Source organism: Ectopseudomonas khazarica, assembly GCF_017915135.1.
In the GTDB taxonomy this organism is placed as follows: Bacteria; Pseudomonadota; Gammaproteobacteria; order Pseudomonadales; family Pseudomonadaceae; genus Aquipseudomonas; species Aquipseudomonas khazarica.
On sequence record NZ_CP068551.1, the window covers coordinates 4,355,530 to 4,380,578 of the forward strand.

Sequence of the window (25,049 nt, forward strand, 5' to 3'; positions counted from 1 at the left end):
CGCGCGTGCAGCATCAGGGGCGGGCAACGCCTGCCCGCCCCGGTCTTTTAGCCGAACGAAGCACTTTCGCGCCCGAGCGCACAACCCGGGGCGCGTGATCGTTGTACCTTACCGGCCTTGAACACACTCGCAGGATGCGAGCCTCCCCAACCACGACCTGGGTCTAGGTAAATGGACAACCTGTATCAGCCCCCGAAAGCCGAACTGCTGGACGAACAATCCCCTTCCCGTAGCGCCTTCTTCGTCACCTCCAGGGACAAGCTCCATCTGCTGTATTTCGCCACCTTCGGCCTGTACGCCATCTACTGGTTCTACAAGCAGTGGGACAGCCAACGCGCCGCGATGCTGCCCAGGAAGATCGCGCCGGCAGCACGCTCGATCTTTCAGATTTTTTTCACCCACTCGCTGTGCCGTCTGATCAGTGAACACAAGCAGCGCCAGGGCCTGGCGTCGTGGGATTACTCGGGCACCGCCTGGCTCTACGTCGCCCTGGCCGTGGCCAACAATGGCTTGTTCCGCGTGGAGATGCAGAACGGTGTTCTCGACCTGCTGCTGTTGATCGGCTGCGTGGCGGTCCCCGCCCTTCCCCTGGCGCAGATCCAGCAGCACGCCAACCAGGCCAGCGGCGATGACACCGGGAAGAGCAACGCCCGAATCAGCGGCTACAACCTGCTGTTCATCATCCCCGGGGCTCTGCTCTGGATGCTCGTACTGGTTGGCGTTTTTCTCTGAACTCGAAGCGTTGCCGGTCGGGCAGCGTCACGCTCGCACCGAACCCGCCCCAGGGTGGACAGGCTTCGCGCTATCCACCCTACGCCCTGATCTCGCTGACCAGCAGCTCGAACGCGGCGCAGCCGAAGAACGCGGCAAACACCCCCTCGAACAGGGCCCTGGCCTTCATGTACAGGCGCCAGTCTCCTGAGCGAGGGCAGATGCCGGACATGCAACCCAGACTGCCAGCAAGTCGCAGTCGCGGCCAAGGCCTGTCCCACGGATTCGTGACAAGCATCGTGACGCCTGCCGAGGCACGCGCAAATACGGTGCGCGGGATGCCCACGATGGATCGGCGCGCACCAATGCCGGGCATGGGCATCCGTCACTCCAGGCGGCAAGCCCCCTGCCAGGCTTTTCTGACTCTCTGGCCAAGTTTTTGCTTTAGCCCCGCTCAGTTACTTCCATGAGCGCTTTCCATGTCCGCCTCACCCGATTTCCCGCGTCTGCAGCTGACGTCCATCAGCAAGCAGTACCCCGGCTGCCTGGCCAACGACCGCGTCGACCTGAGCATCGCCCCCGGCGAGATACGCGCCCTGCTCGGCGAGAATGGTGCCGGCAAGAGCACCCTGATGAAGATCATCTACGGCGTCACCCAGCCCAGCAGTGGCGAGATCCGCTGGCAGGGTGACGCCTTGACCATGCGCGACCCGGCCATGGCGCGCCGCCTGGGCATCGGCATGGTGTTCCAGCACTTCTCGCTGTTCGAGACCCTGAGCGTCGCCGAGAACATCGCCCTGGCGATGGGCGCGGACGCCGCTACGCCGAAACAGCTGGAACCAAGGATTCGCGAGGTATCGCAGCGCTACGGCATGGCGCTGGAACCGACGCGCCTGGTCCACAGCCTGTCCATCGGTGAGCGCCAGCGGGTGGAGATCGTCCGTTGCCTGATGCAGGACATCAAGCTGCTGATCCTCGATGAGCCGACGTCGGTGCTCACCCCACAGGAAGCCGACGAGCTGTTCGTCACCCTGCGCCGCCTGGCCGCCGAAGGCTGCAGCATCCTCTTCATCAGCCACAAGCTCGGCGAGGTGCGCGCGCTGTGCCAGAGCGCCACGGTGCTGCGTGGCGGGCGCGTATCCGGTCATTGCGTACCGGCCGAGTGCAGCGATCTGCAGTTGGCACGGCTGATGGTCGGCGACGCCGAGGGCCTGGAAAGCAGCTACCCGAAAGTCAGCGGCGGCCTGCCACGCCTGCGCGTGGATGACCTCAGCTGGCACAACCCCGACCCGTTCGGCTGCTCGCTGCAGAACATTCGCCTGGAGGTACGCTGTGGCGAGATCGTCGGTATCGCCGGGGTGGCTGGCAATGGCCAGGACGAGCTGCTCGCCCTGCTCAGCGGTGAAAGCCGCCTGCCCCGTGCCGAGCGCGAACGCATCAGCCTCGATGCGGCGCCTGTGGCCAACCTGTACCCGGACGCACGGCGCCAGCTGGGCCAGGCCTTCGTCCCCGCCGAACGCCTCGGCCACGGCGCGGTGCCGGAGATGAGCCTGGTCGACAACGCGCTGCTCACCGCCTTCGGCCAGGGTCTGGTCAAGGCCGGCCTGGTGCAGCGGGGCAAGGTGCGTGCACTGGCCGAGGAGATCATCCGCCGCTTCGCGGTGAAGACCCCGGATGCCGACACGGCCGCGCGCAGCCTGTCCGGTGGCAACCTGCAGAAGTTCATCCTTGGCCGGGAAATCCTGCAACAGCCCAGGCTGCTGATCGCCGCGCACCCGACCTGGGGCGTGGACGTCGGCGCGGCCGCCGCCATCCACCGCGCGCTGATTGCCCTGCGCGATGCCGGCGCGGCGATCCTGGTGATCTCCGAAGACCTCGACGAGCTGTTCCAGATCAGCGACCGCATCGGTGCGCTGTGCAGCGGGCGCCTGTCGCCGCTGAGCGAGACCGCGCAGGTCAGTACCGTGGAAGTCGGCCGCTGGATGGCCGGTGAATTCGATCAACCCGCCGCTGCCGCGGCCTGCTGACGGAGCCGTCATGCTGTTATCCCTGCAACCCCGCGGCCAGGCGTCGCGCCTCATGCTCTGGCTGTCGCCCCTGCTCGCCGCCGTGCTGACCCTGCTCAGCGGCGTGCTGCTGTTCACCCTGCTCGGGCATGACCCGCTGGAGACCCTGCACACCCTGCTGATCGCCCCGCTCAGCGACTGGTATGGCGTGTCCGAGCTGCTGGTCAAGGCGCTGCCGATCCTGCTCTGCGCCCTCGGCCTGGCCGTGGCCTATCAGGCCCGTATCTGGAACATCGGCGCCGAAGGCCAACTGCTGATGGGCGCACTGGCCGGCAGCGCCATGGCCCTGCAACTGATCGACTGGGACAGCCGCTGGGCCCTGGCCTGGGTGGTGCTCGCCGGCACCTGCGCCGGCGCGGCCTGGGCCGGACTCACCGCGTGGCTGCGCACGCAGTTCAACGCCAACGAGATCCTCACCAGCATCATGCTCAACTACATTGCGTTGAACCTGCTGCTGTTCTTCGTCCACGGCCCGCTGAAGGAACCGGCCGGGTTCAACTTTCCCGAGTCGGCCATGTTCGGCGATGCCAGCCGCCTGCCGCTGCTCAGCGAGGACGGCCGCCTGCACGGCGGCCTGTACCTGGCGCTGCTGGCCCTGGTGGCGGTGTGGGTGCTGCTGCACAGGAGCTTTCTCGGCTTCCAGATCAAGGTGCTCGGCCTCGACAGCCGCGCCGCCGGCTTCGTCGGCTTTCGCGAGAAACGCCTGGTGTGGTTCGCCCTGCTGGTCAGCGGCGCGCTGGCCGGTGTGGCTGGCGTCGGTGAAGTGGCCGGCCCCATCGGCCAGCTGGTGCCGCAGGTTTCCCCCGGCTACGGCTATGCGGCGATCACCGTGGCCTTTCTCGGCCGCCTCAACCCACTCGGCATCGTCGTCGCCAGCCTGCTGATGGCGCTGCTCTACCTGGGCGGCGAGAACGCGCAGATGAACCTCAACCTGCCGCAGGCGATCACCCAGCTGTTCCAGGGGATGATGCTGTTCTACCTGCTGGCCTGCGACGTGCTGATTCTCTACAAGCCACGCTTCGCATGGCGCTTCAGGCTGCAGGCCACAAGCCGCAAGCAGGAGTCCGCCGCGTGACCTACCTCCATCCTTCTTTTTCTTGCCGCTTGCAGCTTGAGGCGTGACGCATATGGATCTCGATCTGTTGACCAATATCTTCTACGCCATGGTGCGCACCGGCACGCCGCTGCTGCTGGTGGCCCTGGGCGAGCTGGTGTGCGAGAAGAGCGGCGTGCTCAACCTCGGCCAGGAAGGCATGATGCTGTTCGGCGCGGTGATCGGTTTCATCGTCGCGCTGAGCACCGGCAGCCTGTGGCTGGGCGTGCTGCTGGCGATCGCCGCCGGCATGCTGCTGTCACTGCTGTTCGCCGCCGTGGCGCTGGGCTTCAACGCCAACCAGGTGGCCACCGGCCTGGCGCTGACCATCTTCGGTGTCGGCCTGTCCACCTTCGTCGGCGCCGCCTGGGTCGGCAAGCCGCTGTCCGGTTTCGAGCCCATCGTCATTCCGCTGTTGGCGGACATTCCGCTGGTCGGGCGCATGCTGTTCGCCCAGGACGTGCTGATCTACCTGTCGTTCGCCCTCTTCGCCCTGGTCACCTGGGTGCTGCTGAAAAGCCGCATCGGCCTGATCATCCAGGCTGTCGGCGAAAACCCGGACGCCGCCAGTGCCATGGGCCTGCCGGTGCTGCGCGTGCGTACCCTGGCGGTGCTGTTCGGCGGCGCCATGGCCGGCCTGGCGGGCGGCTACCTGTCGTTGGCCTACACGCCGATGTGGGCGGAGAACATGACCGCCGGCCGTGGCTGGATCGCCCTGGCGCTGGTGGTGTTCGCCAGCTGGCGGGTCCTGCGCGTGCTGCTCGGCGCCTACCTGTTCGGCCTGGCCAGCATCCTCCACCTGGTGGCACAGGGCATCGGCCTGTCGATCCCCTCCAACCTGCTGGCCATGCTGCCCTACGTCGCCACCATCGTGGTGCTGGTGCTGCTCTCGCGCGATGCGATCAAGACCCGGCTGTACGCACCGGTATCGCTGGGCCAGCCCTGGCAGCCGGGACATTGAAACCGATGAATCGCGGCTGAAGCCGCTCCTACACGAACAACGCATGCCTCTGTAGGAGCGGCTTCAGCCGCGATGCGCTCACAGCCACACCGCGTCCCAGAGCGGGTAATCAGCCACCCGCCTCACCAGTCCGGCCCGGATAGGATTGGCAATCACATAACGCGCAACCGCCCGTACATCCTCTTCTTGCCGCAGAGCCCGATCATGGAAACCGTGCTGCCACAGGGCGCCGCTTCGCGACAGACGCTGATTGATCTGCCGCGCGCTGCGGCCTTTAACCCGACGCATCAGCTCATTCAGTGGCGTGCGCTCGAGTTGCACCAGCCAGTGCAGGTGATCAGGCATCACGACCCAGGCCAGTGAATGCACCAGACCGAGTTCATGAGCCTCACGCAGTTCAGCGACCAGCAGCCGCCCAAGGGTAAGATCCTTGAACAGGGCTTCGCGCCCCAGCAGCACGCTCGTCAGCAAGTAGATGCGAGCCGGTTCGGAGAATCGCCCACGGCGCAGTGCATCCGCATGCGGTTTGCCTGAAAGAAGCATTCCCTTGCCTCCTGAGCTTGACCGACTCTGTATAGCAGCAATCATCGATCGCGGCTGAAGCCGCTCCTACACGAACAGCGCATGTCTGTAGGAGCGGCTTCAGCCGCGATGCGCTCACAGCCACACCGCGCCCCATGGCGGGTAATCGACAAGCCGCCTCATCAGGCTTGCCCACCCTGCCGCGCTCCATTCGTACCGCGTCCAGGCTCCTGCGGTAGCAACGGTATCGTCGCTCCGGCCCCGGAAGCTGGGCATTGAAACCGATGAATCGCGGCTGAAGCCGCTCCTACACGAACAGCGCATGCCTGTAGGAGCGGCTTCAGCCGCGATGCGCTCACAGCCACACCGCGCCCCATGGCGGGTAATCGACAAGCCGCCTCATCAGGCCTGCTGCGACCTGACCGGCCACAGCTGTGCGACCGCCCAGGCCAGCTCGAAGAACAGGAAGATCGCGATCAGTGGCGTAGCGCCGTGCATCAGCGCGTAGATCTGCCAGGTGGAGAACAGCACGCGACCCGCCCCGTCGTAGCGGCCGAACACCGCCTGCGGATCACGGATGCGCAGCACCGACCAGACGCAGACGATCGAGCCCATGAGGTTGGCCAGCAACAGGTGCATCGGCTCGAACGGCGGCAGCGCGCCAGGCAGGCCAAGGCCCTGGTGCAGGGTCTGCAGCAGGCCGTGCAGGGCCATGAAGCTCCAGGGCGTGACGAAGGCGGCGGTCACCAGCAGGTCGTACCAGCCACCGGCGCGTACCAGCCGGCGATAGTTTTCGGGCGTCCACATGGGTAATGCTCCAATCATTCAGGGAGCACTCAGGCTAAAGCCTGGAGTATGCTCCAAGGTCAACCCCCACCGAGTGCCGAGCATGCGTATCGGAGAATTGGCCGCAGCCTGCGAAGTGAGCCGTGACACGCTGCGTTTCTACGAACAGCGCGGGCTGATCGCCGCACGCCGCAATGACAACGGTTACCGCGACTACCCGGCCGAAACGGCGCAGCTGGTCACCTATATCCGCACGGCCCAGCGCCTGGGATTCAGCCTCGGCGAGATCGGCAGCCACATCGGCGAGCTGTGGCAGGCCAGTGACCCGGACCAGGCCGTCACCCGGCTGCTGCAGGACAAGCTGGCGCTGATCGAGCAGCGCATCGAGGAGTTGCAGCACCTGCGCGGCGAGCTCCAGCAGCGCCTGGCCACCACCTGCCCGTTGCGCCGCTGACAGGCGGGACGCATTGCATGCTGACCCGAAAGTCAGCTATCGTCACCACACGTCGCGCGCGACGCACCTGGATCAGCAGACAGGGTCAACACTGAGCTGGCTTACCTGAAATCAACCTCAGAGGAGCCACTCAATGGCTGCTACCCGTATCTGGATCAAGACTCCCCTCGCCATCTTCACCGCCAACGACCTGGACGCCAGTGGCGGCCTGGTGGTCGAAGACGGTCGCATCGTCGAACTGCTCGGCGCCGGCCAGCAGCCCGCAGCACCCTGCCAGCAGGTGTTCGATGCGCGCGAGCACGTCGTGCTGCCCGGCCTGGTCAACACCCACCATCACTTCTACCAGACCCTCACCCGCGCCTGGGCGCCGGTGGTCAACCAGCCGCTGTTTCCCTGGCTGAAGACGCTCTACCCGGTGTGGGCCCGCCTCACCCCGAAGAAGCTCGCCCTGGCCAGCAAGGTGGCCCTGGCCGAACTGCTGCTGTCGGGCTGCAGCACGGCGGCCGATCACCACTACCTGTTCCCCGGTGGCCTGGAGAACGCCATCGACGTGCAGGTCGAAGCCGTGTGCGAGCTGGGCATGCGCGCCATGCTCACCCGTGGTTCGATGAGCCTGGGCGAGGCCGATGGCGGCCTGCCGCCGCAGCAGACGGTGCAGCAGGGCGAGGTGATCCTGGCGGACAGCCAGCGCCTGATCGGCCAGTACCACGAGCGCGGCGATGGCGCGCAGATCCAGATTGCCCTAGCGCCCTGCTCGCCCTTCTCGGTGACCCAGGACATCATGCGCCAGAGCGCCCAGCTCGCCGATGAGCTGGACGTACGCCTGCACACCCACCTGGCGGAAACCCTCGACGAGGAAGACTTCTGCCTGCAGCGCTTCGGCCTGCGCACCGTGGACTACCTGGACAGCGTCGGCTGGCTCGGCCCGCGTACCTGGCTGGCCCATGGCATCCACTTCAACCCGGACGAGATCGCCCGCCTCGGCGCCGCTGGCACCGGTATCTGCCATTGCCCCAGCTCCAACATGCGCCTGGCCTCGGGCATCTGCCCCAGCGTGGAACTGGAGGCCGCCGGCGCGCCACTGGGCCTGGGCGTCGACGGCTCGGCCTCCAACGATGCCTCGAACATGATCCTCGAAGCGCGCCAGGCGCTGTATATCCAGCGCCTGCGCTACGGGGCCGAGCAGATCACCCCGCAGCGCGTGCTCGGCTGGGCCAGCAAGGGCTCGGCGCAACTGCTGGGACGCAGCGACATCGGCGAGCTGGCAGTGGGCAAGCAGGCCGACCTGGCGCTGTTCAAGCTCGACGAGCTGCGCTTCTCCGGCAGCCATGACCCGCTCTCCGCCCTGCTGCTGTGCGGCGCCGACTGCGCCGACCGGATGATGATCGGCGGCACCTGGCGGGTCGTCGACGGGCAGATCGAAGGCCTGGACGTGGCGCAACTGATCGCCGACCACCGCCAGGCGGCGCGCGAGCTGATCGCCGGCTGACCTCGTCTTCACAGGCGGGATCGCAGCCAGCGATACCAAGCCCTCAGGCCATAGGGCCAGTCACGGCTGAAGCCCCTCCCACGCGGCCCTTCCCACAAGAACAGCGCCACCCTGTGGGAGGGGCGTTCGCCACGACCATCGTGTCCTCCATGCGAGGGCTGGCGCGACGCACCACAACACGACATGCACGCCTGCCACGCACCAATACGGCTCCGGCGTCGGGCCTGGCGCGCAGGGGAAACGCCACCACCTCCGCTATTTGTCCTGTTGGTCAGCTTTTTGCAGTCATGGGATCAGCCAACCAACGGCCATCCCAATACCAAGACTGGAGCTCCACCCACCATGTTCGAGAAGAGCAAGAAACCGCTGCTGCGCACCCTCGTCGCCGCCCTCGGCTTTGGCGCCATGCTCAGTGCTTCCGCCGCCGATCCGCTGAAGGTCGGCTTCGTCTACATCGGCCCCATCGGCGACCATGGCTGGACCTATCAGCACGAGCAGGGCCGGCAGATGCTGATCAAGGAACTCGGCGACAAGGTCACCACCAGCTTCGTCGAGAACGTGCCGGAAGGCGCCGACGCCGAACGCGTGATTCGCAACATGGCCAAGGGTGGCTTCGACCTGATCTTCACCACCTCCTTCGGCTACATGAACCCGACGATCAAGGTGGCCAAGCAATTCCCCAAGGTGACCTTCGAACACGCCACGGGCTACAAGCAGGACAAGAACGTCGGCACCTACCTGTCGCGCTCCTATGAAGGCCGCTACGTCGGCGGCTTCCTCGCGGCGAAGATGACCAAGACCAAGAAGGTCGGCTATATCGCCTCCTTCCCGATTCCCGAGGTGATCCGCGACATCAACGCCATCCAGCTGGCCCTGGACAAGTACAACCCGGGCACCGAGATCAAGGTGGTGTGGGTCAACACCTGGTTCGATCCGGGCAAGGAATCCGATGCCGCCAACGCGCTGATCGATCAGGGCGTGGACGTGCTGTTCCAGCACACCGACAGCCCGGCGCCGATCCAGACCGCCGAGCGCCGTGGGGTCTACTCCGTGGGCTACGCCTCGGACATGGCTCACTTCGGACCCAAGGCCGTGCTCACCTCCATCGTCAACGACTGGGGCCCGCACTACGTGAAATCCGCCCAGGCGGTGATCGACGGCACCTGGCAACCCCAGGACTTCTGGGGCGGCCTGGCCGAGGACACCATCGAGCTTCCTATCAGTGACCTGGTGCCGGCCGACGTGAAGAGCGAAGCCGAGCAGATCATCGCCGACATCCGCAGCGGCGCGTTCCACCCCTTCACCGGCCCGATCAAGGACCAGAGCGGCGCGGTGCGCATCGCCGAAGGCGTGAGTGCAAGCAACGCCGAGCTGGCCTCGATGAACTACTACGTGGAAAACGTGAAGGCCGAACTGCCCAAGTAAGCACTCGCCACGGCCTGCGGCACCCGCCGCAGGCATCGCGGCCGAGGCAGACACCTCAGCCACGACGACTCGACCACCACCGATGCCGTCCCTGCCGATCTTCGGCAGAACCGCATCCAGGGGATCTCGTACGAGGTCCTTTTTCGCTGCCCTGGGTACGAGAAGACTCGCAGCAACTCCCCGGAGCTTTTATGAACAGCCTGCCCATCATCGATATCGCCCCCCTGTACAGCGACGACGCATCCGCCTGGCCCGCCGTGGCCGAGGCCATCGACCGCGCCTGCCGCGACCGGGGCTTCTTCTACATCGTCGGGCACCCCATCGGCGGCACGCGCATCGACGCCCTGCTGAGTGCGGCGAAGACCTTCTTTGCCCTGCCTGCCGAAGAGAAACTCAGGATCGACATCACCCAGACCGCTCATCACCGTGGCTACGGCGCGATCGCCACGGAACAGCTCGACCCGAACCAGCCGAGCGACCTGAAGGAAACCTTCGACATGGGCTTCCACATGCCTGCCGACCACCCCGAGGTGCTGGCCGGCAAACCGCTACGCGGGCCGAACCGTCACCCGGATCTGCCGGGCTGGGCCGCACTGCTGGAACAACACTACGAGGACATGCAGGACCTGGCCAGAACCCTGCTGCGCGCCATGGCCATGGCGCTGGACATCGACCGGGACTTCTTCGATGCGCGTTTCCACGAGCCGATCAGCGTACTGCGCATGATCCACTACCCACCGCGCCACACCGCCACCAGTGCCGATCAGCAAGGTGCCGGCGCGCACACCGACTACGGCTGCATCACCCTGCTCTACCAGGACGATGCCGGCGGCCTGCAGGTCCGCGCACGCGATGGCGAGTGGATCGACGCCCCGCCGCTCGCCGGCAGCTTCGTGGTCAACATCGGCGACATGATGGCGCGCTGGAGCAACGACCGTTACACCTCGACGCCACATCGCGTGATCAGCCCGCGGGGAGTGGACCGCTACTCCATGCCGTTCTTCGCCGAACCGCATCCCGACACACTGATCGACTGCCTGCCGAACTGCTCCAGCGCGGACAACCCGCCCAGGTATTCGCCGGTGACCAGCGCCGAATACCTGCTGTCGCGCTTCGCCGATACCTATGCGTACCGACGGGAAGAGGCATAGGGCTGGTTGCCTCGCCGGGTAGATGACGTTCTTCTCATCCACCGTTGCGGCAGCGGAACCTGCGCATCGGCGGACATGCAGAGCGATGTCCACACTGCGTATGGATGACCTGCAAAGCGAATTCATTCGCGATGGCTACCGACTCGGCGCCCGCGAACAAATACTCTGGCGGCATGACTGCGCAGGGTGGATGACGCTCTTCTCATCCACCGTTTCGGCAGCGGAACCTGCGCATCGGTGGACATGCAGAGCGATGTCCACCCTGCGTATGGATGGCCTGTGGGAGGGGCTTTAGCCGCGACAGCCGGCGGCCGGTCTGTCGCGGCTAAAGCGGATCGCCGCCCGGCCCTCCACACAGCAAATTCCTGTCCCTGCGGTTAAACTTTACGACTACCTCAAGCCTGACCACGAGATCCGACCATGCCCGAATGGCTCAATGCCCTGCCCAAGGCCGAACTGCACCTGCACCTGGAGGGCTCGCTGGAGCCGGAACTGCTGTTCGCCCTGGCCGAACGCAACCAGATCGCCCTGCCCTGGAGCGATGTCGAGGCCCTGCGTGCGGCCTACGCGTTCAACAACCTGCAGGAGTTTCTCGATCTGTATTACGCCGGCGCCAACGTCCTGCGTACCGAGCAGGACTTCTACGACCTGACCTGGGCCTACCTGCAACGCTGCAAGGCGCAGAACGTCATCCACGTCGAACCCTTCTTCGATCCGCAGACCCACACCGACCGGGGCATTCCCTTCGAAGTGGTGTTGCGCGGCATCCAGCAGGCGCTGCGCGACGGCGAGCAGCAACTGGGCATCAGCCACGGCCTGATCCTCAGTTTCCTGCGCCACCTGCCCGAGGACGAAGCGTTCAAGACCCTGGAACAGGCGATGCCGTTCCGCGACGCCTTCATCGGCGTCGGCCTCGACAGTTCGGAAAAGGGCTTCCCGCCGCGCCTGTTCGAGCGGGTGTTCGCCAAGGCACGCAGCGAGGGCCTGCATGCGGTGGCACATGCCGGCGAGGAAGGGCCGCCCGAGTACATCTGGGAGGCCCTGGACCTGCTCAAGATCAAGCGAATCGACCACGGCGTACGCGCCATCGAGGACGAACGCCTGATGCAGCGCATCATCGACGAGCAGATCCCGCTGACCGTGTGCCCGCTGTCCAACATCAAGCTGTGCGTGTTCGAGCACATGCGCCAGCACAACATTCTCGAGATGCTCGAGCGCGGCGTGAAGGTGACGGTCAACTCGGATGATCCCGCCTATTTCGGCGGCTATGTCGGCGAGAACTTCGCCGCCCTGCATGAACACCTGGGCATGACCGAAGCGCAGGCCCAGCGCCTGGCGCAGAACAGCCTGGATGCGCGCCTGGCCTGAGCAAGAGCGTCGCCGCTGAAGCCCCTCCCACAACCGTGGGAGGGGCTTTAGCCGCGACCATAGGTTCAGTGCTCGTCCAGCTTGCGGCGCCTGCCGGTCACCATCGACAACGGCAGGTTGTCGCGCAACCGGTAGCTCTCGAACAGCGCGGCGACGACATGCAATCCAACCAGTGCCATCAGGGCATTGGCACAGAATTCGTGGATTTCCAGCGGCAGGTCGGCGCCCCAGAAGTAGTCGACCTCCTCCATCAGAAAGCCGGTCACACCCAGGCCGAGCATCAGCGCCATCATCAGGATCATCACCAGCGCCCCCAGCGGCGAATGCCCCAGGCGGTGATACGCTCGCCCGGACAGCAGCGCCCGCAGGTGCTCGCCCAAACGCGCAGGGGTTGGCCAGAAATCCGCCCAGCGCGCCGCCGGCGTACCGACGAAGCCCCACACCAGACGGATCGCCAGCCAGGCCACGGCGTAGTAACCGAACCAGCGGTGCCAGTTCTCGCCTTCCTCGGTGAAGAAGTAGTTGGCCAGGAACGCGCCGGCCAGGGACCAGTGAAACAGGCGCACCAGCGGGTCCCACAGGCGCACGGTCGCGCGGTTCATCAGCCTTCCACGTTGCTCTTGACCGGCTTGCCGCTGACCGGGTCGAAGTAGATTTCGACCTTCTTGCCGGCCTTGTCGAAGCCATAGATCTCGTAGCAGTTGCCGCTGGTGACCTTGAATTTCTTGATCTGGTAGCCCTCGGCCTTCAGCTCGCTCTGGAACTTGTCCTGGTCCTGCCACTGCGCCTGGTCAACGTTGGTGCATTGCGTGGCGGCAAAGCTTGCCGGGGCGGCCAGCAGCAGGGAAAGCAGAAACATCTGGTTCATCGTGTCGTCCTCGAAGCAGTGGAAAGTTGTTTGCTGCGGGGAGGCACTATCACACCTGAACCTTAAGGCTCTCTTAGCGCGCAGAAAATCTTGGCGCGGATGCAATCCGGGACCTGCTCGATGGCCCCGGGTTGCATCCGGACTACAGCACTCAAGTCCCTGCACAAGGGATGGCTCAGAAGTCGTAATCGACCTTGGCCCAGAAGGTACGCCCCGGCTCGTCGATACGGGTGTCGCCGGGGAAGCCGAATCCGGCGTTGCCAGCCAGGTTGAGGTGCTCGGCGTAGCGTTTGTCGAACAGGTTGTCGACGCCGGCACTGAGCTTGACCTCGGAGGTCAGGCGATAGGCGCCGTTGAGCGAGAACACGCCGAAGCCGGCGCTCTCGTCGAGGTCCTGCCCCACCACATTGCCCCGCCCCTCGGCGATGCGCCCCTGGCCATCGACCACGCGCCACAGTGCGCCGACGCTCCAGTCGTCGCGCTGGTAGCTCAATCCCAGGCGCGCCTCCAGCGGCGGCATCTGCGGCAGCGCCTCGTCGTCACTGCTGTTCTTGCCCCAGGCATAGGCCAGGGTCGCGTCAGCCTTCCAGTTGCTCGCGAAGCTGTAGGCCACGCCCAGCTCGCCACCCATGATGCGTGCATCGACGTTGTCGGCACGGGTGTTCATGCCCCGGTAGTCGAACAGGATGTAGTCGCGAACCTGCCCGGCATAGGCCGAGGCCCAGGCTTGCAGCGCGTCGTTCTGGTACTGGATGCCGACATCCAGCTGGGTGGTCTTCTCCGGCTTGATGCCATCGAAGGCGTTGTCCGCGCCGGCCGGACCATTGAGCCCGGCGGAGAACAGTTCCCAGTAATCGGGGAAACGCTGCACGTGGCCGATGCCGGCATAGACGGTGGTCGGCGAACCGGCCAGGTCATGCTCGTACCGCACGAAGCCGCTGGGCAGGGTGTCGGCCCGGGTCTCCCCCGCCGTCGGGTTGGCCGTGCTGATGCCCATCATGCTGCTGAAGCGCTGGCGGAAATCCTTCGCCGAGGCGCGGTCGAGGCGGGCGCCGGAGATCAGCCGATCACGCTCGGCCAGGCTCCAGGTGGCTTCCGCGAACACGCCGTAGTTGTGCATCAGCGCATCCTTGTTCCACGGGTAGCGATCGGCATCGGTGTAACCGCTCATCATGCTGTAGCTGGAAAGACGCGCACGGTGCTCGCTGCGCTGGGCGTCGACACCGGTGATCAGCTCGAGCTCATCCCAGCGCCAGGTGGCAGCCAGGCGCGCACCGAGGGTGCGGCGATCGACCTGCGAGGCCATCGGCATGGCCATCATGCTGCTCGGGTCCGACACGCGCAGGCGAAAGTTGTCCATGATGTGGTCGGTATAGTTGTAGTAGACCTTGGCCTCCACCTTATCCAGCACGTCACCGAGGTTGCTGCGTTCGATACGCAGGCCGAGGCTTTCGCGCTTGAACTGGGTGCCATCCATGCCACGCCCGGCGTAGCGCGCCTCGCCATCGCCACGCCCGGCAGTGAGTTCGATCAGGCTGTCGTCATCCGGCGTCCAGCCCAGTGCCACATCGCCGTTCCACTTGTCCCAGCGCGAGGGGACGGTGTCGCCATTGCCGTTGTCGTAATCGTCCGAATGCGAGCGGTTGCCGGTGAACCGCAGGTAGCCCTGTGCGCCACCGACGGCGCCGTCGAGCGCCTGGTCGAAACGACCGTTGGAGCCGGCCAGCACGCTGGCATGCAGGCGCGCGCCCAGCTCGCCGAAACGCTCCGGCTCACGGTCGAAACGCACCACGCCCGCCGACGCACCAGGGCCCCAGATCACGGTCTGCGGGCCCTTGGTCACGGTCAGCAGGTCGAAGGTTTCCGGGGCGATGTAGGAACTGGGTGCATCCATCCGCCCCGGACAGGCTCCGATCATCTGCCCACCGTCGGTGAGCAGCAGCAGACGCGAACCGAACAGCCCGCGCAGCACCGGATCACTGTTGCTGCCGCCGCTGCGGATGGCGGAGAAACCGGGAATGGTCTTGAGATAGTCGGCGGCATCGCTGGCCGGCACCGGCTGGCGCGGGTCCTTGGGATCGGCCACCACGGTGAGAGGCGAGCTTTGCTGGATCGCCGTGATCACGCTGGGCGGCAGTTCATGCACAGCCTCCTCGGCATGAGCGGCAGCGATGGAACACAGGCCACAGGCGATGGCCAGGGCGGACAGGGGAAAACGAACGCGCACGGAGGCGGCGCCCGAAACGAAGGAAGCGGACATGCGGATACCTGAAAGTCGGTTTGCGAAGAGACCCGGCAAGGGTCTCGATAGCCAATGGATGACCTCAGATCAGCATCGGCGGCGCGCGTGACAACGCATCAGGGAAGTGCGCACTGGCCCGTGGCGGAGCCGGCCACTTGACGGTGGCCGGTTGCGCCAGCGGCAATCGCCCGAGCAGCGGCCAGGCGCCATCGGCCAGCACCGGACAGTGCGAGAACAGCGAACAGTAGCCACAGGCATCGGCCTGCAGGACGGGCCGATGAGCATCGACGGTCGCCGGCGCGCTGCCGGCTCCGTCATGACAGGCGAGTTCGTTCAGCCAGCGCCAGTCGGCCGGCTCGGCACGCAGTTGCGACGCCACGGGCGCCAGAACGATGAGGACGAACGCCAGCAGCCCGAGCCGGGCGGCGAGGTTTCGTCTGCGTGCCGTGAACAGCATCAGTGCTGGTGTTCGCCTTCGCCATGACCCGCAGCGTGGTCATGGGCGGCCGGTGCATCCTTCTGCACCGCGACTTCGACTTCGACATCGCCGGCCTTCTCGAAGGTCAGGGTCAGCGGGAAGCGTTCACCGTCCTTGGCCTGCTGCTGCAGGTTGAACAGCATGACGTGGTAGCCCATGGGCTCGAACTTCACCTCGCCACCGGCGGGGATGGCCACGTCCTGCACCTGCTGCATCTTCATCACGCCATCGGCATGCAGGTGTTCATGCAGCTCGGCCTTGCCGGCGACCGGGGTGCTGACGCGGATCAGGCGGTCGGCTTCGCTGCCCTTGTTGTGCACCACGAAGTACGCCGCGGCGGTCGGTGCCACCGGCGGCATTTCGCGCGACCAGGGGTGGTCGATATGCAGTTGGCCGACCTCGTACTCGTGAGCTTGAGCGAACAGCGCCGGCAGCAACAGCGTCAGGCCGAGCAGGGTTTTCTTCAGGGTCATGGTATTACCTCCGGGTTTGAAATCGAATCATGGGTCAAGGGTACAACGTGTCACGGCGGCCAGCGCTGCGCGCAGGCCGAGCCCTGCTCGGCGACGGTCGCGGACGACGACGCAGGCGACGCCAGCCCAGCAGCGTGCCGCTGAGACAGATGAGCAGGCCGCCCAGGCTCGCCAGCCACATCCAGCCATCCCACAGCGGCCGGTTCTGCAACAGCGGCAACCAGTCCCAGCTGTGCAACAGGGCGAACAACCAGCGCGACGTGCGCTGATCTGCGTCGAGCCGGCCCACTACCGATCCCGTGCGCGGATCGAGGTGTAGCCAGGTCTGTGCCGGGTCGTCGAAACGTACCCGCAGGACCGGCAACGGTCGCTCCAGATGACCGAGCATGCTGTGCTCGGCGCGGGCGTAGTAGTAGAAGTCGTAGGCGTTCAGGCGCTCGACCTGCAACCGCGCCTGCGGGCGGATCGCCTGCGCGGCGCGCAGCAGTTCCGCGTCCGTCAGGCCGTGCAGCAGCGTGCCGTCGCCCTCCGCCGGCAGCAGCGCCGTGGCGCCACTGGCATCGTCACCCTGCAGGTAGGCGCGCCCACCGACCAGACGCCAGTGCAGCTCACGTGCGTTCAGCCCCGCCTCGCGCAGGCGCGCGATGGCCTGCTGCGCAGGTAGCGGGAACGCCTCGGCACGCAGCTCTGCGCCCTGGTAAGCGGCCATGTCGAGCGGCATGGGCGTCGTGAACAGGCGCCAGGGGTTCATGGACATCAGGCCACTGAATATCCAGGTCAGCACCAGCGCGCCGAACGCCAGGCCGCCAATATGGTGCCAACGGGCCAGCCCCCGATAGGGGCTGCGTGCGCCACTGCGATAGGGCTTGGCGAAACGCCAGCGCAGCAGGCCCACGACGATGCCCAGCAGGGTCATCAGCATGGCTGCCAGCGACAGGTAGATGACGATGTCGCCCCACCAACGATCCAGCGTCCCGCCACGTAGCGGATACAGCCAGTGCAGCCAGGCGCCCAGCCAGTTCCAGCTGCGTTCGCTGGCCGTCGCATCACGCACCACCTCACCACTGTGGCTGGAAACGTAGAGCAGCGTGCCATCGTCCAGTTCGACACGATGCAATGGGCGGTCCGCATCCAGCGCCCGGGAGTGGGTCCAGGCGTCCTCGTCCACCAGCCCCTGGTAGGAGGCTCCACGTCCGGGGGCGAACTGCCGGGCGGCAGCCCGTGCAGCCTGTTCGTCGACGCCCGCCAGGCGCTGGCCGCTGCGCGCATCGACAGCCAGCACGCGCTGGCCATAGCGCAGCAGGTAACGGGGCTGGCCAGCGACGGTGGTCAGGCGCACGGCCGCCGGTGCCTGCCGTTCATCGGCGGCTGCCAGCACCTGCGCCAGGGGCACGCAGCAGTCCTCGGCGGACAACGCCGGCAGCTGCGCCAGGTGCTCGCGCGGGGTCAGCTTGGGATAGCCCACGTACATCATCACCAGCCCGGAGACGAACCACAGCGCCATCAGCAGGCACAGACCGATGCCCAGCCAGCGATGCCACAGGTAGAGGTAGCGTTTCATGGCTGCTCTCGTCAGAACCGCGACTGCAAGGCCAGCTCGAACGAGCGCGGCGCCCCGAGGAACAGCATGTCGCTGCTGGCCCAGCTGGCGTACACCTCATCGGTGAGGTTGCGCGCGCGCAGCGTCAGGCGGCTGTCGGCGTCGACCCGATAGCTGACGAAGGCGCCGTACAAGGTATAGGCAGGCGCCTTCAACTGGTTCGCCGCATCGGCATACACGGAGGCGACGTAGCGGCTGTCGACGCCGACCTGCCAGCGTGGCGCCAGGTCATAGGTCAGCCACAGGTTGGCCACCTGGTCCGGCACGTTGGTCGGCGTATTGCCCTTGCGTGATACCGACTGGCCGGCGACGTTCTCGTTGAACGCGTCGTACTGGGCATCGAGCCAGGCCAGGTTGGCCTCGGCCAGCAGGCGCGGGGTGATCCGCAGCGCCGCGGAGATTTCCAGCCCGAGGGTCGACTGCTTGCCGACCGCCAGCGTCTGCCCGGGGTTCGCGGGGTCGCGCGTGGCCAGGTTCTCCCGCTCGATCCGGTAGGCCGCCAGCGTTGCCGACCCTCGTCCGGCGAGAAAGTCGAACTTGCTGCCCACCTCCAGCTGCCGCCCTTTGGTCAGGTCGAAATCCTGCACCTGGCTGAGGCTCGCCGTGGTCAGGATGCCAGCGGGCGGGTCGGCCGCCGTGCTGTATTGCACGTAGACGTTGGCCGCCGGGGTGAGCGCGTAGATCAAGCCCACTCGTCCGGTGGTCGGCTCGTATTCGCGGGAGAAGAACGCCGGGTTGCTCGCCGTGGCGGCCTGGTGGTTGGTGACCTCCAGATCGATGCGGTCGTGACGCAGCCCGGTGAGCAGCGACAGGCGCTCCGTTAGTTGCAGGCGGTTCTCGACGAACAGTGCCCAGGTATCGACCTCATTGGTGCGCTGCCGGGCATAACCGGGGCTCATCCCCGGCAGGTCGAAGAAATTCCCCGGAGTGAAGTGCTCGGCATCGACCACGCCGAAGGGGCCGGACACCGAGCGGGGGTAGCGTGTCTGCACATTGTGGCTGTAGTCGACACCCACCGCCCATTCGCTCGACAGCCCGAACAGCCCGTGCTGATGGCGCAGTTCCAGGCGGTTGCCGTTGAGCTCCTGATCATGACGTTGCAGCAGGGCATTGCTGCGCTGCACCTGGCTGTTGCTGGCATCGGTATAGGCGTATGTCTCGAGGTTGCGGTACTCACGCCGGGCGTTGTAGTGGTACAGCGTATTGAGCACGCGGGTCGCGTCGCTGAAGCGGTACTCGGTCATGGAGCGCAACCAGCGCACGCGCTGCTCGTAGCGCCCGTCCTCCACGTTGTAGTTCTCGAAACGCCGACTCTCGTCCACCTTGAGATCGCCCGTGCGCCCCTTCAGCACCGGGCTGCCCCAGTACGGGCTGTCGACTTTCTCCTCCTGGTATTCCAGCGCCAGGGTGTGAGACAGCTGCTCGGTGAAATCCGTCAGCAGCGAGAACGCACTGGTCCAGGCCTCCCGCTGTTCCCGGTCGACGTAGCCGTTGCTGGCGCTGCGGCTGACATCCAGACGCACGTGGTTGTAGTCGCCCAGCGGCTGATTGAAGCCGTAGGCCAGCTCGTTGCTGTCGAACGAGCCATAGCGGATTCGCCCCTCGCTGAAGGCGTCGTCACGGCTGGTCAGCTTGGTCACGTAGTTGAGCGAGCCACCCACCGCGCCAGCGCCATTGAGAAAGCCGGACGCACCACCCACAGCTTCGACACGCTCATAGATCCAGCCATCCACGGGACGCGCGGCAATCGCGTCGTACTGCACGGTGATGCCATTGAACATCTGCGTCACCTGGCTTCCGCTGAAGCCACGCCAGGAAACCGCCCCCGCAAAGCCAGGTGGAGCCGCGGCAACCACACCCGGCACGCCCATGAGCATCTGCTGCGTGTTCTCGGCGCCGCGCCGCTCGATCTGCTCGCGGGTCACCACGCTGACCGAAGCCGGCGTCTCCCGCGGTGTGAGGCCGAGACGCGAGGCACTCTCGGCCGCTACGTCGAGGGAAAGCGCCGAGGCGGGCGCGGCGGCGGCACGGACCTCGGTGTCGGGGAGCGTGACGGCCTGCTCGGCCCACAGCATGGGGGAACACGTGCACAACAATACCGCGCTCGATGCGCGGGAGAACGACCTGGACATAGCCTGTTGTTTTCCTGAAAACCAGAACGACAGCGCCGGCCAGACAAGGCCGCAGCGCATGCAACGCAGGAGTGGCGCGGATCAGGAAAGGGGTGAGGCGCGGGGGTTGGCCGATGGCCAGAGGTAGCGGATGGTGCGGGGGATGTGCAGTGTCAGCAGCGGCCTTGCGCGGTCGCTGGCGAGCAGCCCCAGCAAGCCGAAGAAGGCGGCGAGAATGATCGCCGTGAACAGGCTGCCCAGTGCACAGCCCGTGCCGGTCGCGGGGTTCGGCGGGACGATGCCGGAGCCGTCGAGGTCGGCGCCCGCACCGAAGTTGCCATCGAAGGAGCAGTACTGGCCATCCAGGCCACTGAGCTGCATGCCGGCCATCTGACCGTGACTGATCGCGCAGACGAACGCACCGAACAGAATGCTGAAGTACAGCACCCAGGCGGTCAGTGAGCGGTCTTTGCGAGCCAGTTTCATGGGGCGCGACTCTAAACAGAGGATGTCAGCACGACACTGCGGTGCGTTGCCGCAGGCATTTGCTGCGGGAGTCTAGCAGAGGCCACCGCGACTATCGCGCGCGTCCTCAACACGCTTGCCAGGGCGCTGCGTCCAGCAACCGCCGGCAACGCAACTGCACGAACTCGCGCAGCAGGTGCACGGCCTTGCTCAGCTGTGCGCGATGGGCACACACGAGATACAGCGGCGTCGCCTCGCCGAGCCAGCCTGGCAGCAGCACCTGCAGCCGGCCCTCGCGCACATCCTCGGCGACGTCCAGCCAGGACTTGTACACCACGCCCTGCCCGGCAATGGCCCAGCGGCGGGTGACATCGGCATCGTCGCAGACCCGGTCGCCGCTGACGTGCAGGACGCTTTCGCGCTTGCCGTCGTGAAAGCGCCAGCGGTCGTGCACACGGCCGTGCAGCATATACAGCAGGCAGTTGTGCTGATGCAGCTCCTCCACCGTCCGTGGCGCCCCGTGACGGGCTAGATAGGCCGGTGAGGCGCAGAGCACCCGGCGGTTGTCGGGGGCCACGGGCAGCGCCACCAGGCTGGAGTCTTCCGGCGCGCCATAGCGCAGGGCGATGTCCACGGGCTCGCGAAACAGGTCGGCCACTCGGTCGGCCAGCAGCAGACGCAGTTGCAGCTGCGGGTGCTCGCCCTGGAACTCGTCGAGCCAGGGCAGCAACGTGTTGCGCCCGAGGTCGGACGGCGCCGACAGCTGCAGCACACCGCGAATGCCCTCCTGGCTGCCGGCCAGCTGCTGGCGCCCCTCCTCCAGGCTCTGCAGCGCCAGGCGCGCATGCACCAGGTACAGCTCGCCCTCGGGCGTCAGGCGCAGGCTGCGTGTGGAGCGCGCCAGCAGACGCACCTGCAGTTGCTGCTCCAGGCGTTTCAGCGCGGCGCTGGCGACCGCCGGCGATACGTCCAGCACACGGGCGGCGGCGGACAGGCTGCCGGCCTCGGCAGTGCGAACGAACAGGTGCAGATCATCGAGACGCAGCATGGCAGCCCAACTTTCAAAAAAAATAATGAAAGAGACTCTACTAGCAGCTTCTTTTTCTCGCCACACGAATAAACGAGCATGCACCTGTACCGCCAACGGAGCGCCCAGATGCCGACCCCAGTCACCCTCATCGCCACGATCAACAGCCTGCCGGGCCACGCCGAGGCCGTGGCCGCCGGCCTGCAGGCGCTGGTCGTCGCTAGCAACGCCGAAGCCGGCTGCCAGCGCTATGAGCTGCACACCAACCCGTCCAACCCGCAGCAGTTCGTGATGCTCGAACAATGGCGCGATGACGCCGCCCTCGAGCTGCACCGCAATGCGCCGCACTTCCAGCATTTCACCCAGACCTTCGCTGCACGGCTCGCCAGCATCGAGCTGCTGCCCCTGCAGCGTCTCGCCTGAACCACCGAGAGGCCCCCTCATGAAAGCCGTCGCCTACTATCAACCCCTCCCCGCCGAACACCCCGAAGCCCTGCAGGACGTGCAACTGGCCGAGCCGGTACCCGGCCCGCGCGACCTGCTGGTCGAGGTCCGCGCCATTTCGGTCAACCCGGTCGACACCAAGATCCGTCAGGGCGTCACGCCAGCGGACGGCGCCGCCAAGGTGCTCGGCTGGGACGCCAGCGGCGTGGTCAAGGCCGTGGGCAGCGAGGTCAGCCTGTTCCAGCCGGGCGACCGGGTGTTCTATGCCGGCGCCATCGACCGGGCCGGCGCCAACAGCGAGCTGCATGTGGTCGACGAGCGTATCGTCGGTCATATGCCCAGCAGCCTGTCCTTCGCCGACGCGGCGGCCCTGCCGTTGACCGCGATCACCGCCTGGGAACTGCTGTTCGAACGCCTGCAGATCAGCGAAGGCTCGGCCAACCAGAACCAGACCCTGCTGATCGTCGGTGCCGCCGGAGGCGTCGGCTCGATCCTCACCCAGCTGGCTCGCCGCCTGACCGGCCTGACCGTGATCGGCACCGCATCGCGCGCGCAGACCCAGGCCTGGGTGCGCGAACTGGGTGCCCATCACGTGATCGACCACAGCAAGCCGCTGAGCGAGGAACTGGCGCGCATCGGCGTCGGCCAGGTGACCCATGTCGCCAGCCTGACCCAGACCGAGCAGCACTACGAGCAACTGATCGAGGCGCTGGAGCCCCAGGGTCGCCTGGCGCTGATCGACGACCCCGTGCAGCCGCTGGACGTGATGAAGCTCAAGCGCAAGAGCCTGTCGCTGCACTGGGAGCTGATGTTCACCCGCTCGCTGTACCAGACCGAGGACATGATCGAGCAGCACCGCCTGCTGGAGCGCGTGTCCAGCCTGGTCGACAGTGGCGTGCTGCGCACCACCCTGGGCGAGCACTTCGGTCGCATCGACGCCGCCAACCTGCGCCGCGCCCATGCCCTGCTGGAGAGTGGCAAGGCCAGGGGCAAGATCGTCCTCGAAGGTTTCTGAGCGACGCCAGACAACCGCCCCGGTGCGCCTGGTGCGACCGGGCAGCGGTTATTCAGCCGGGCACGGCCAAGCCTTGATCCACGTCAGCAAACAGTCATGTGATGGGACTAGCATGACCTCTCCTGCCACAAGCCTCAGCTCAGGAGATGGTCAGCATGAACATTCTCGTTCAACCGCACGCTCAAGGCGGCGCCTGCCTCTGGCAGGTACGCTTGGACCAGCATTGCGTGAGTTTTCGCAGTGAAGAGGAAGCGCGCCAGTTCGTCGCCAAGCTGGAAGCCCGGCTGCGCGCACCGCACAAGCTGCCGGACCTGCCCGCATACCGCCAGGCGAGCTGAGCCTCAGCTGCGCCGCAGGGCCGGGCTGAGCAGCATGTGCATCAGCGTGTCGATCAGCGCAGGGGCCTGCACGACCAGGTCGAAGTTGGGGACCAGCAGCCAGTTGGCCTCGATGCCTTCCATATAGGCATGCAGGCAAACGGCCGCACGTTCGCAGTCCAGGTCCTCCGGTAGCTGGCCCTTGTTCACGGCATTGCTCAGGGCCTTGGCGATGCGCTGGTCGCATTCGATGCTGAGCGCCTGCAAGCGTTCGCGCAGGTCGACCAGCTCTCCGGTGTACTCGCATTTGTAACGCAGGATGTCATGGGCACGGCGTGTCTGCTCATCCTCGGCCAGGCGGGTAAGGGCCTTTATCAGCAGTTCGCGCATGCATCCGAGGGGGTCCGGTTCGTCCTCGCTCTCGGTGGCGCGAGCCAATTCCTCGAGCGGTAGACGCAGGCGCTCGAGCATGGCCTGAAACAGGTCTATCTTGTTCTCGAAGTGCCAGTAGATGGCGCCACGACTGACTCCAGCCTCCTTGGCCACCTCCGCCAGGGACGCACGGGAAACGCCCTGGGCATGGAACACCCGCTCGGCCGCGTCGAGTATCTGGACGCGTGTCGCCTGCGCTTCCTCTTTGGTTCTTCTGGCCATCTGTCTACCTGCATTTCTGTTGCCGTTACCCCCGACTCAGGGAGGACAAACGAGAGTATGCAGGCAGGTTTAGGCATTTACAAACATTCACGTATGTAAGTATATTCTCGACCTACCCCCTTGCCTTCGCCCCTCTTTGCCCTCCGGGTACTGATTTCAATTAAAACGAGGTTTCTTCAGATGCACACGAAGCCAGCCTTCGCCGCCTTGGTTTCCGCCGTCGCTTTGGCTCTGCTCAGCCTCACCGGCTGCCAGGAAGACAGCGCACCACAAGCTCAACAAGCCCCTCAGGTCGGTGTGGTTACCCTGCAACCTCAACCTTTTGCGCTGACCACCGAAGTGCCGGGCCGCACCTCGGCCTATCGCATCGCCGAAGTCCGTCCGCAGGTCAACGGCATCATCCAGAAACGCCTGTTCACCGAAGGCAGTGAAGTCAAGGCCGGCCAGCAGCTGTACCAGATCGACCCGGCCATGTACGAGGCCGCGTACAAGAGCGCCCAGGCCACGCAGATTTCCGCCAAGTCGCTGGCCGATCGCTACAAGCTGCTGGTCGCCGACAAGGCCGTCAGCCAGCAGGCCTATGACGAGGCTCGCGCCGCCGGCCTGCAGGCCGACGCCGCGCTGGAACAGGCACGCATCGACCTGCGCTACACCAAGGTACTGGCACCGATCAGCGGCCGCATCGGCCGCTCCGGCGTGACCGAGGGCGCGCTGGTCACCAGTGGCCAGACCATGGCCATGGCCACCATCCAGCAACTCGACCCGATCTACGTCGACGTCACCCAGTCGAGCAAGGAATTGCTCCGCCTACGCGCCGACCTCGCCGCGGGCCGCCTGCAGAAAGCCGGCGACAACTCGGCCAAGGTGCAGCTGGTGCTGGAAGACGGCAGCCACTACGCCCACGAAGGTACCCTGGAGTTTTCCGAAGTGGCCGTCGACGAAGGCACCGGCTCGGTGACCCTGCGCGCAGTGTTCCCCAACCCCGACCACCTGCTGCTGCCGGGCATGTTCGTGCACGCCGAGCTGCAAGCAGGGATCAAGCAACAGGCGATTCTCGCACCGCAGCAAGGCATCACCCGTAACCAGCGCGGCGAACCGACCGCCCTGGTGGTCAACGCCGAGAACAAGGTCGAGCAGCGCGTACTCAAGGCCAGCCGCACCGTCGGCAGCGCCTGGCTGGTCGAGGATGGCCTCGACGAAGGCGACCGCCTGATCACCGAGGGCCTGCAGTTCGTGCAGCCTGGTATCGAGGTCAAGGCCGTACCGGCGGGCAACGTCACGACCGAGCAGAAGGCAGACGATGCCAAGCCAGGCAACGGCCAGGGCTGA

The 25,049-nt window shown here is 66.0% G+C and carries 26 protein-coding genes; 13 read left to right on the plus strand and 13 right to left on the minus strand.

The window, feature by feature from the left end; genetic code table 11:
- The first annotated feature begins 171 nt into the window (after positions 1–171).
- Positions 172–732, plus strand: a complete 561-nt coding sequence (locus JLK41_RS20495) for an MFS transporter permease (RefSeq protein WP_037050998.1) — start codon at positions 172–174, stop codon at positions 730–732.
- Between the two features lie 79 nt (positions 733–811).
- On the opposite strand, the gene JLK41_RS20500 is transcribed toward JLK41_RS20495, so the two are convergent.
- Positions 812–1,093, minus strand: coding sequence for a hypothetical protein (locus tag JLK41_RS20500; protein ID WP_210389704.1), 282 nt, complete (start codon positions 1,091–1,093; stop codon positions 812–814).
- A 97-nt stretch (positions 1,094–1,190) separates the two neighbouring features.
- Between JLK41_RS20500 and JLK41_RS20505 the strand changes: the two genes are divergently transcribed.
- Genes JLK41_RS20505 through JLK41_RS20515 form a run of 3 tightly spaced genes read left to right on the plus strand, consistent with a single transcriptional unit; the run spans position 1,191 to position 4,831 of the window.
- Positions 1,191–2,738, plus strand: a complete 1,548-nt coding sequence (locus JLK41_RS20505; RefSeq protein WP_210389705.1) for an ABC transporter ATP-binding protein — start codon at positions 1,191–1,193, stop codon at positions 2,736–2,738.
- A 10-nt stretch (positions 2,739–2,748) separates the two neighbouring features.
- The gene (locus tag JLK41_RS20510; protein WP_210389706.1) at positions 2,749–3,852 is read left to right on the plus strand and encodes an ABC transporter permease; all 1,104 of its coding nucleotides are present in this window, start codon (positions 2,749–2,751) and stop codon (positions 3,850–3,852) included.
- Between the two features lie 52 nt (positions 3,853–3,904).
- Entirely contained in the window at positions 3,905–4,831 is a 927-nt protein-coding gene (locus tag JLK41_RS20515; RefSeq protein WP_037051002.1) for an ABC transporter permease, read from the plus strand.
- Positions 4,832–4,909: 78 nt separating this feature from the next.
- Here JLK41_RS20515 and JLK41_RS20520 read toward each other — a convergent pair whose 3' ends face one another.
- Together JLK41_RS20520 and JLK41_RS20525 are read right to left on the minus strand one after the other, a co-directional pair.
- Positions 4,910–5,374 (minus strand): REP-associated tyrosine transposase, encoded by a 465-nt coding sequence (locus JLK41_RS20520; protein ID WP_210389707.1) that lies wholly within the window; start codon positions 5,372–5,374, stop codon positions 4,910–4,912.
- 381 nt (positions 5,375–5,755) lie between these two features.
- A complete protein-coding gene (locus JLK41_RS20525; RefSeq protein WP_037051009.1) occupies positions 5,756–6,160 on the minus strand; it encodes a hypothetical protein in 405 nt (134 codons plus the stop codon).
- An 82-nt stretch (positions 6,161–6,242) separates the two neighbouring features.
- Here JLK41_RS20525 and JLK41_RS20530 point away from each other — a divergent pair, with 82 nt between their 5' ends.
- From JLK41_RS20530 to JLK41_RS20550, 5 genes are all read left to right on the plus strand, one after another.
- Positions 6,243–6,593, plus strand: a complete 351-nt coding sequence (locus JLK41_RS20530; protein WP_037051010.1) for a MerR family transcriptional regulator — start codon at positions 6,243–6,245, stop codon at positions 6,591–6,593.
- A gap of 133 nt (positions 6,594–6,726) precedes the next feature.
- Entirely contained in the window at positions 6,727–8,082 is a 1,356-nt protein-coding gene (locus JLK41_RS20535) for an 8-oxoguanine deaminase (RefSeq protein ID WP_210389708.1), read from the plus strand.
- Positions 8,083–8,424: 342 nt separating this feature from the next.
- The gene (locus JLK41_RS20540; protein WP_047584278.1) at positions 8,425–9,507 is read left to right on the plus strand and encodes a BMP family ABC transporter substrate-binding protein; all 1,083 of its coding nucleotides are present in this window, start codon (positions 8,425–8,427) and stop codon (positions 9,505–9,507) included.
- A gap of 191 nt (positions 9,508–9,698) precedes the next feature.
- Complete coding sequence (locus JLK41_RS20545) at positions 9,699–10,658, plus strand: 2-oxoglutarate and iron-dependent oxygenase domain-containing protein (RefSeq protein ID WP_210389709.1); 960 nt, start codon at positions 9,699–9,701, stop codon at positions 10,656–10,658.
- Between the two features lie 420 nt (positions 10,659–11,078).
- Entirely contained in the window at positions 11,079–12,026 is a 948-nt protein-coding gene (locus JLK41_RS20550; protein ID WP_210389710.1) for an adenosine deaminase, read from the plus strand.
- Positions 12,027–12,091: 65 nt separating this feature from the next.
- Here the strand turns inward: JLK41_RS20550 and JLK41_RS20555 are convergent, their stop codons facing one another.
- The 9 genes from JLK41_RS20555 to JLK41_RS20595 form a co-directional block, all read right to left on the minus strand.
- Complete coding sequence (locus tag JLK41_RS20555) at positions 12,092–12,628, minus strand: cytochrome b/b6 domain-containing protein (RefSeq protein ID WP_210389711.1); 537 nt, start codon at positions 12,626–12,628, stop codon at positions 12,092–12,094.
- Positions 12,628–12,894, minus strand: a complete 267-nt coding sequence (locus JLK41_RS20560) for a PepSY domain-containing protein (RefSeq protein ID WP_037051020.1) — start codon at positions 12,892–12,894, stop codon at positions 12,628–12,630. The genes JLK41_RS20555 and JLK41_RS20560 overlap by 1 nt, the downstream gene beginning before the upstream one ends.
- A 175-nt stretch (positions 12,895–13,069) precedes the next feature.
- Positions 13,070–15,154: a TonB-dependent copper receptor gene (locus JLK41_RS20565; RefSeq protein WP_210389712.1), complete on the minus strand. Its 2,085-nt coding sequence runs from the start codon at positions 15,152–15,154 to the stop codon at positions 13,070–13,072.
- Positions 15,155–15,218: 64 nt separating this feature from the next.
- A complete protein-coding gene (locus tag JLK41_RS20570) occupies positions 15,219–15,593 on the minus strand; it encodes a DUF2946 domain-containing protein (RefSeq protein WP_210389713.1) in 375 nt (124 codons plus the stop codon).
- Positions 15,593–16,087 (minus strand): copper chaperone PCu(A)C, encoded by a 495-nt coding sequence (locus JLK41_RS20575; RefSeq protein ID WP_037051032.1) that lies wholly within the window; start codon positions 16,085–16,087, stop codon positions 15,593–15,595. The genes JLK41_RS20570 and JLK41_RS20575 overlap by 1 nt, the downstream gene beginning before the upstream one ends.
- 34 nt (positions 16,088–16,121) lie before the next feature.
- Positions 16,122–17,648 carry a PepSY domain-containing protein gene (locus JLK41_RS20580; protein WP_210389714.1) on the minus strand — a complete coding sequence of 509 codons (1,527 nt, stop codon included), beginning with the start codon at positions 17,646–17,648 and terminating at the stop codon, positions 16,122–16,124.
- Between the two features lie 11 nt (positions 17,649–17,659).
- Positions 17,660–19,819 carry a TonB-dependent receptor gene (locus tag JLK41_RS20585; protein ID WP_210389715.1) on the minus strand — a complete coding sequence of 720 codons (2,160 nt, stop codon included), beginning with the start codon at positions 19,817–19,819 and terminating at the stop codon, positions 17,660–17,662.
- Between the two features lie 81 nt (positions 19,820–19,900).
- A complete protein-coding gene (locus JLK41_RS20590) occupies positions 19,901–20,284 on the minus strand; it encodes a DUF2946 domain-containing protein (protein WP_037051042.1) in 384 nt (127 codons plus the stop codon).
- 106 nt (positions 20,285–20,390) lie between these two features.
- On the minus strand, positions 20,391–21,311 hold the full coding sequence (locus JLK41_RS20595) for a LysR family transcriptional regulator (protein ID WP_210389716.1): 921 nt from the start codon (positions 21,309–21,311) through the stop codon (positions 20,391–20,393).
- 108 nt (positions 21,312–21,419) lie between these two features.
- On the opposite strand from JLK41_RS20595, the gene JLK41_RS20600 reads away from it, so the two are divergent.
- The 3 genes from JLK41_RS20600 (at position 21,420) to JLK41_RS20610 (ending at position 23,087) form a co-directional block, all read left to right on the plus strand.
- On the plus strand, positions 21,420–21,713 hold the full coding sequence (locus JLK41_RS20600; RefSeq protein ID WP_210389717.1) for a putative quinol monooxygenase: 294 nt from the start codon (positions 21,420–21,422) through the stop codon (positions 21,711–21,713).
- Positions 21,714–21,732: 19 nt separating this feature from the next.
- A complete protein-coding gene (locus JLK41_RS20605) occupies positions 21,733–22,749 on the plus strand; it encodes a zinc-binding alcohol dehydrogenase family protein (protein ID WP_037051048.1) in 1,017 nt (338 codons plus the stop codon).
- A 155-nt stretch (positions 22,750–22,904) separates the two neighbouring features.
- On the plus strand, positions 22,905–23,087 hold the full coding sequence (locus tag JLK41_RS20610; protein WP_037051060.1) for a hypothetical protein: 183 nt from the start codon (positions 22,905–22,907) through the stop codon (positions 23,085–23,087).
- A gap of 3 nt (positions 23,088–23,090) precedes the next feature.
- Here JLK41_RS20610 and JLK41_RS20615 read toward each other — a convergent pair whose 3' ends face one another.
- On the minus strand, positions 23,091–23,720 hold the full coding sequence (locus tag JLK41_RS20615; RefSeq protein WP_037051049.1) for a TetR family transcriptional regulator: 630 nt from the start codon (positions 23,718–23,720) through the stop codon (positions 23,091–23,093).
- Positions 23,721–23,900: 180 nt separating this feature from the next.
- On the opposite strand from JLK41_RS20615, the gene JLK41_RS20620 reads away from it, so the two are divergent.
- On the plus strand, positions 23,901–25,049 hold the full coding sequence (locus JLK41_RS20620) for an efflux RND transporter periplasmic adaptor subunit (protein WP_037051050.1): 1,149 nt from the start codon (positions 23,901–23,903) through the stop codon (positions 25,047–25,049).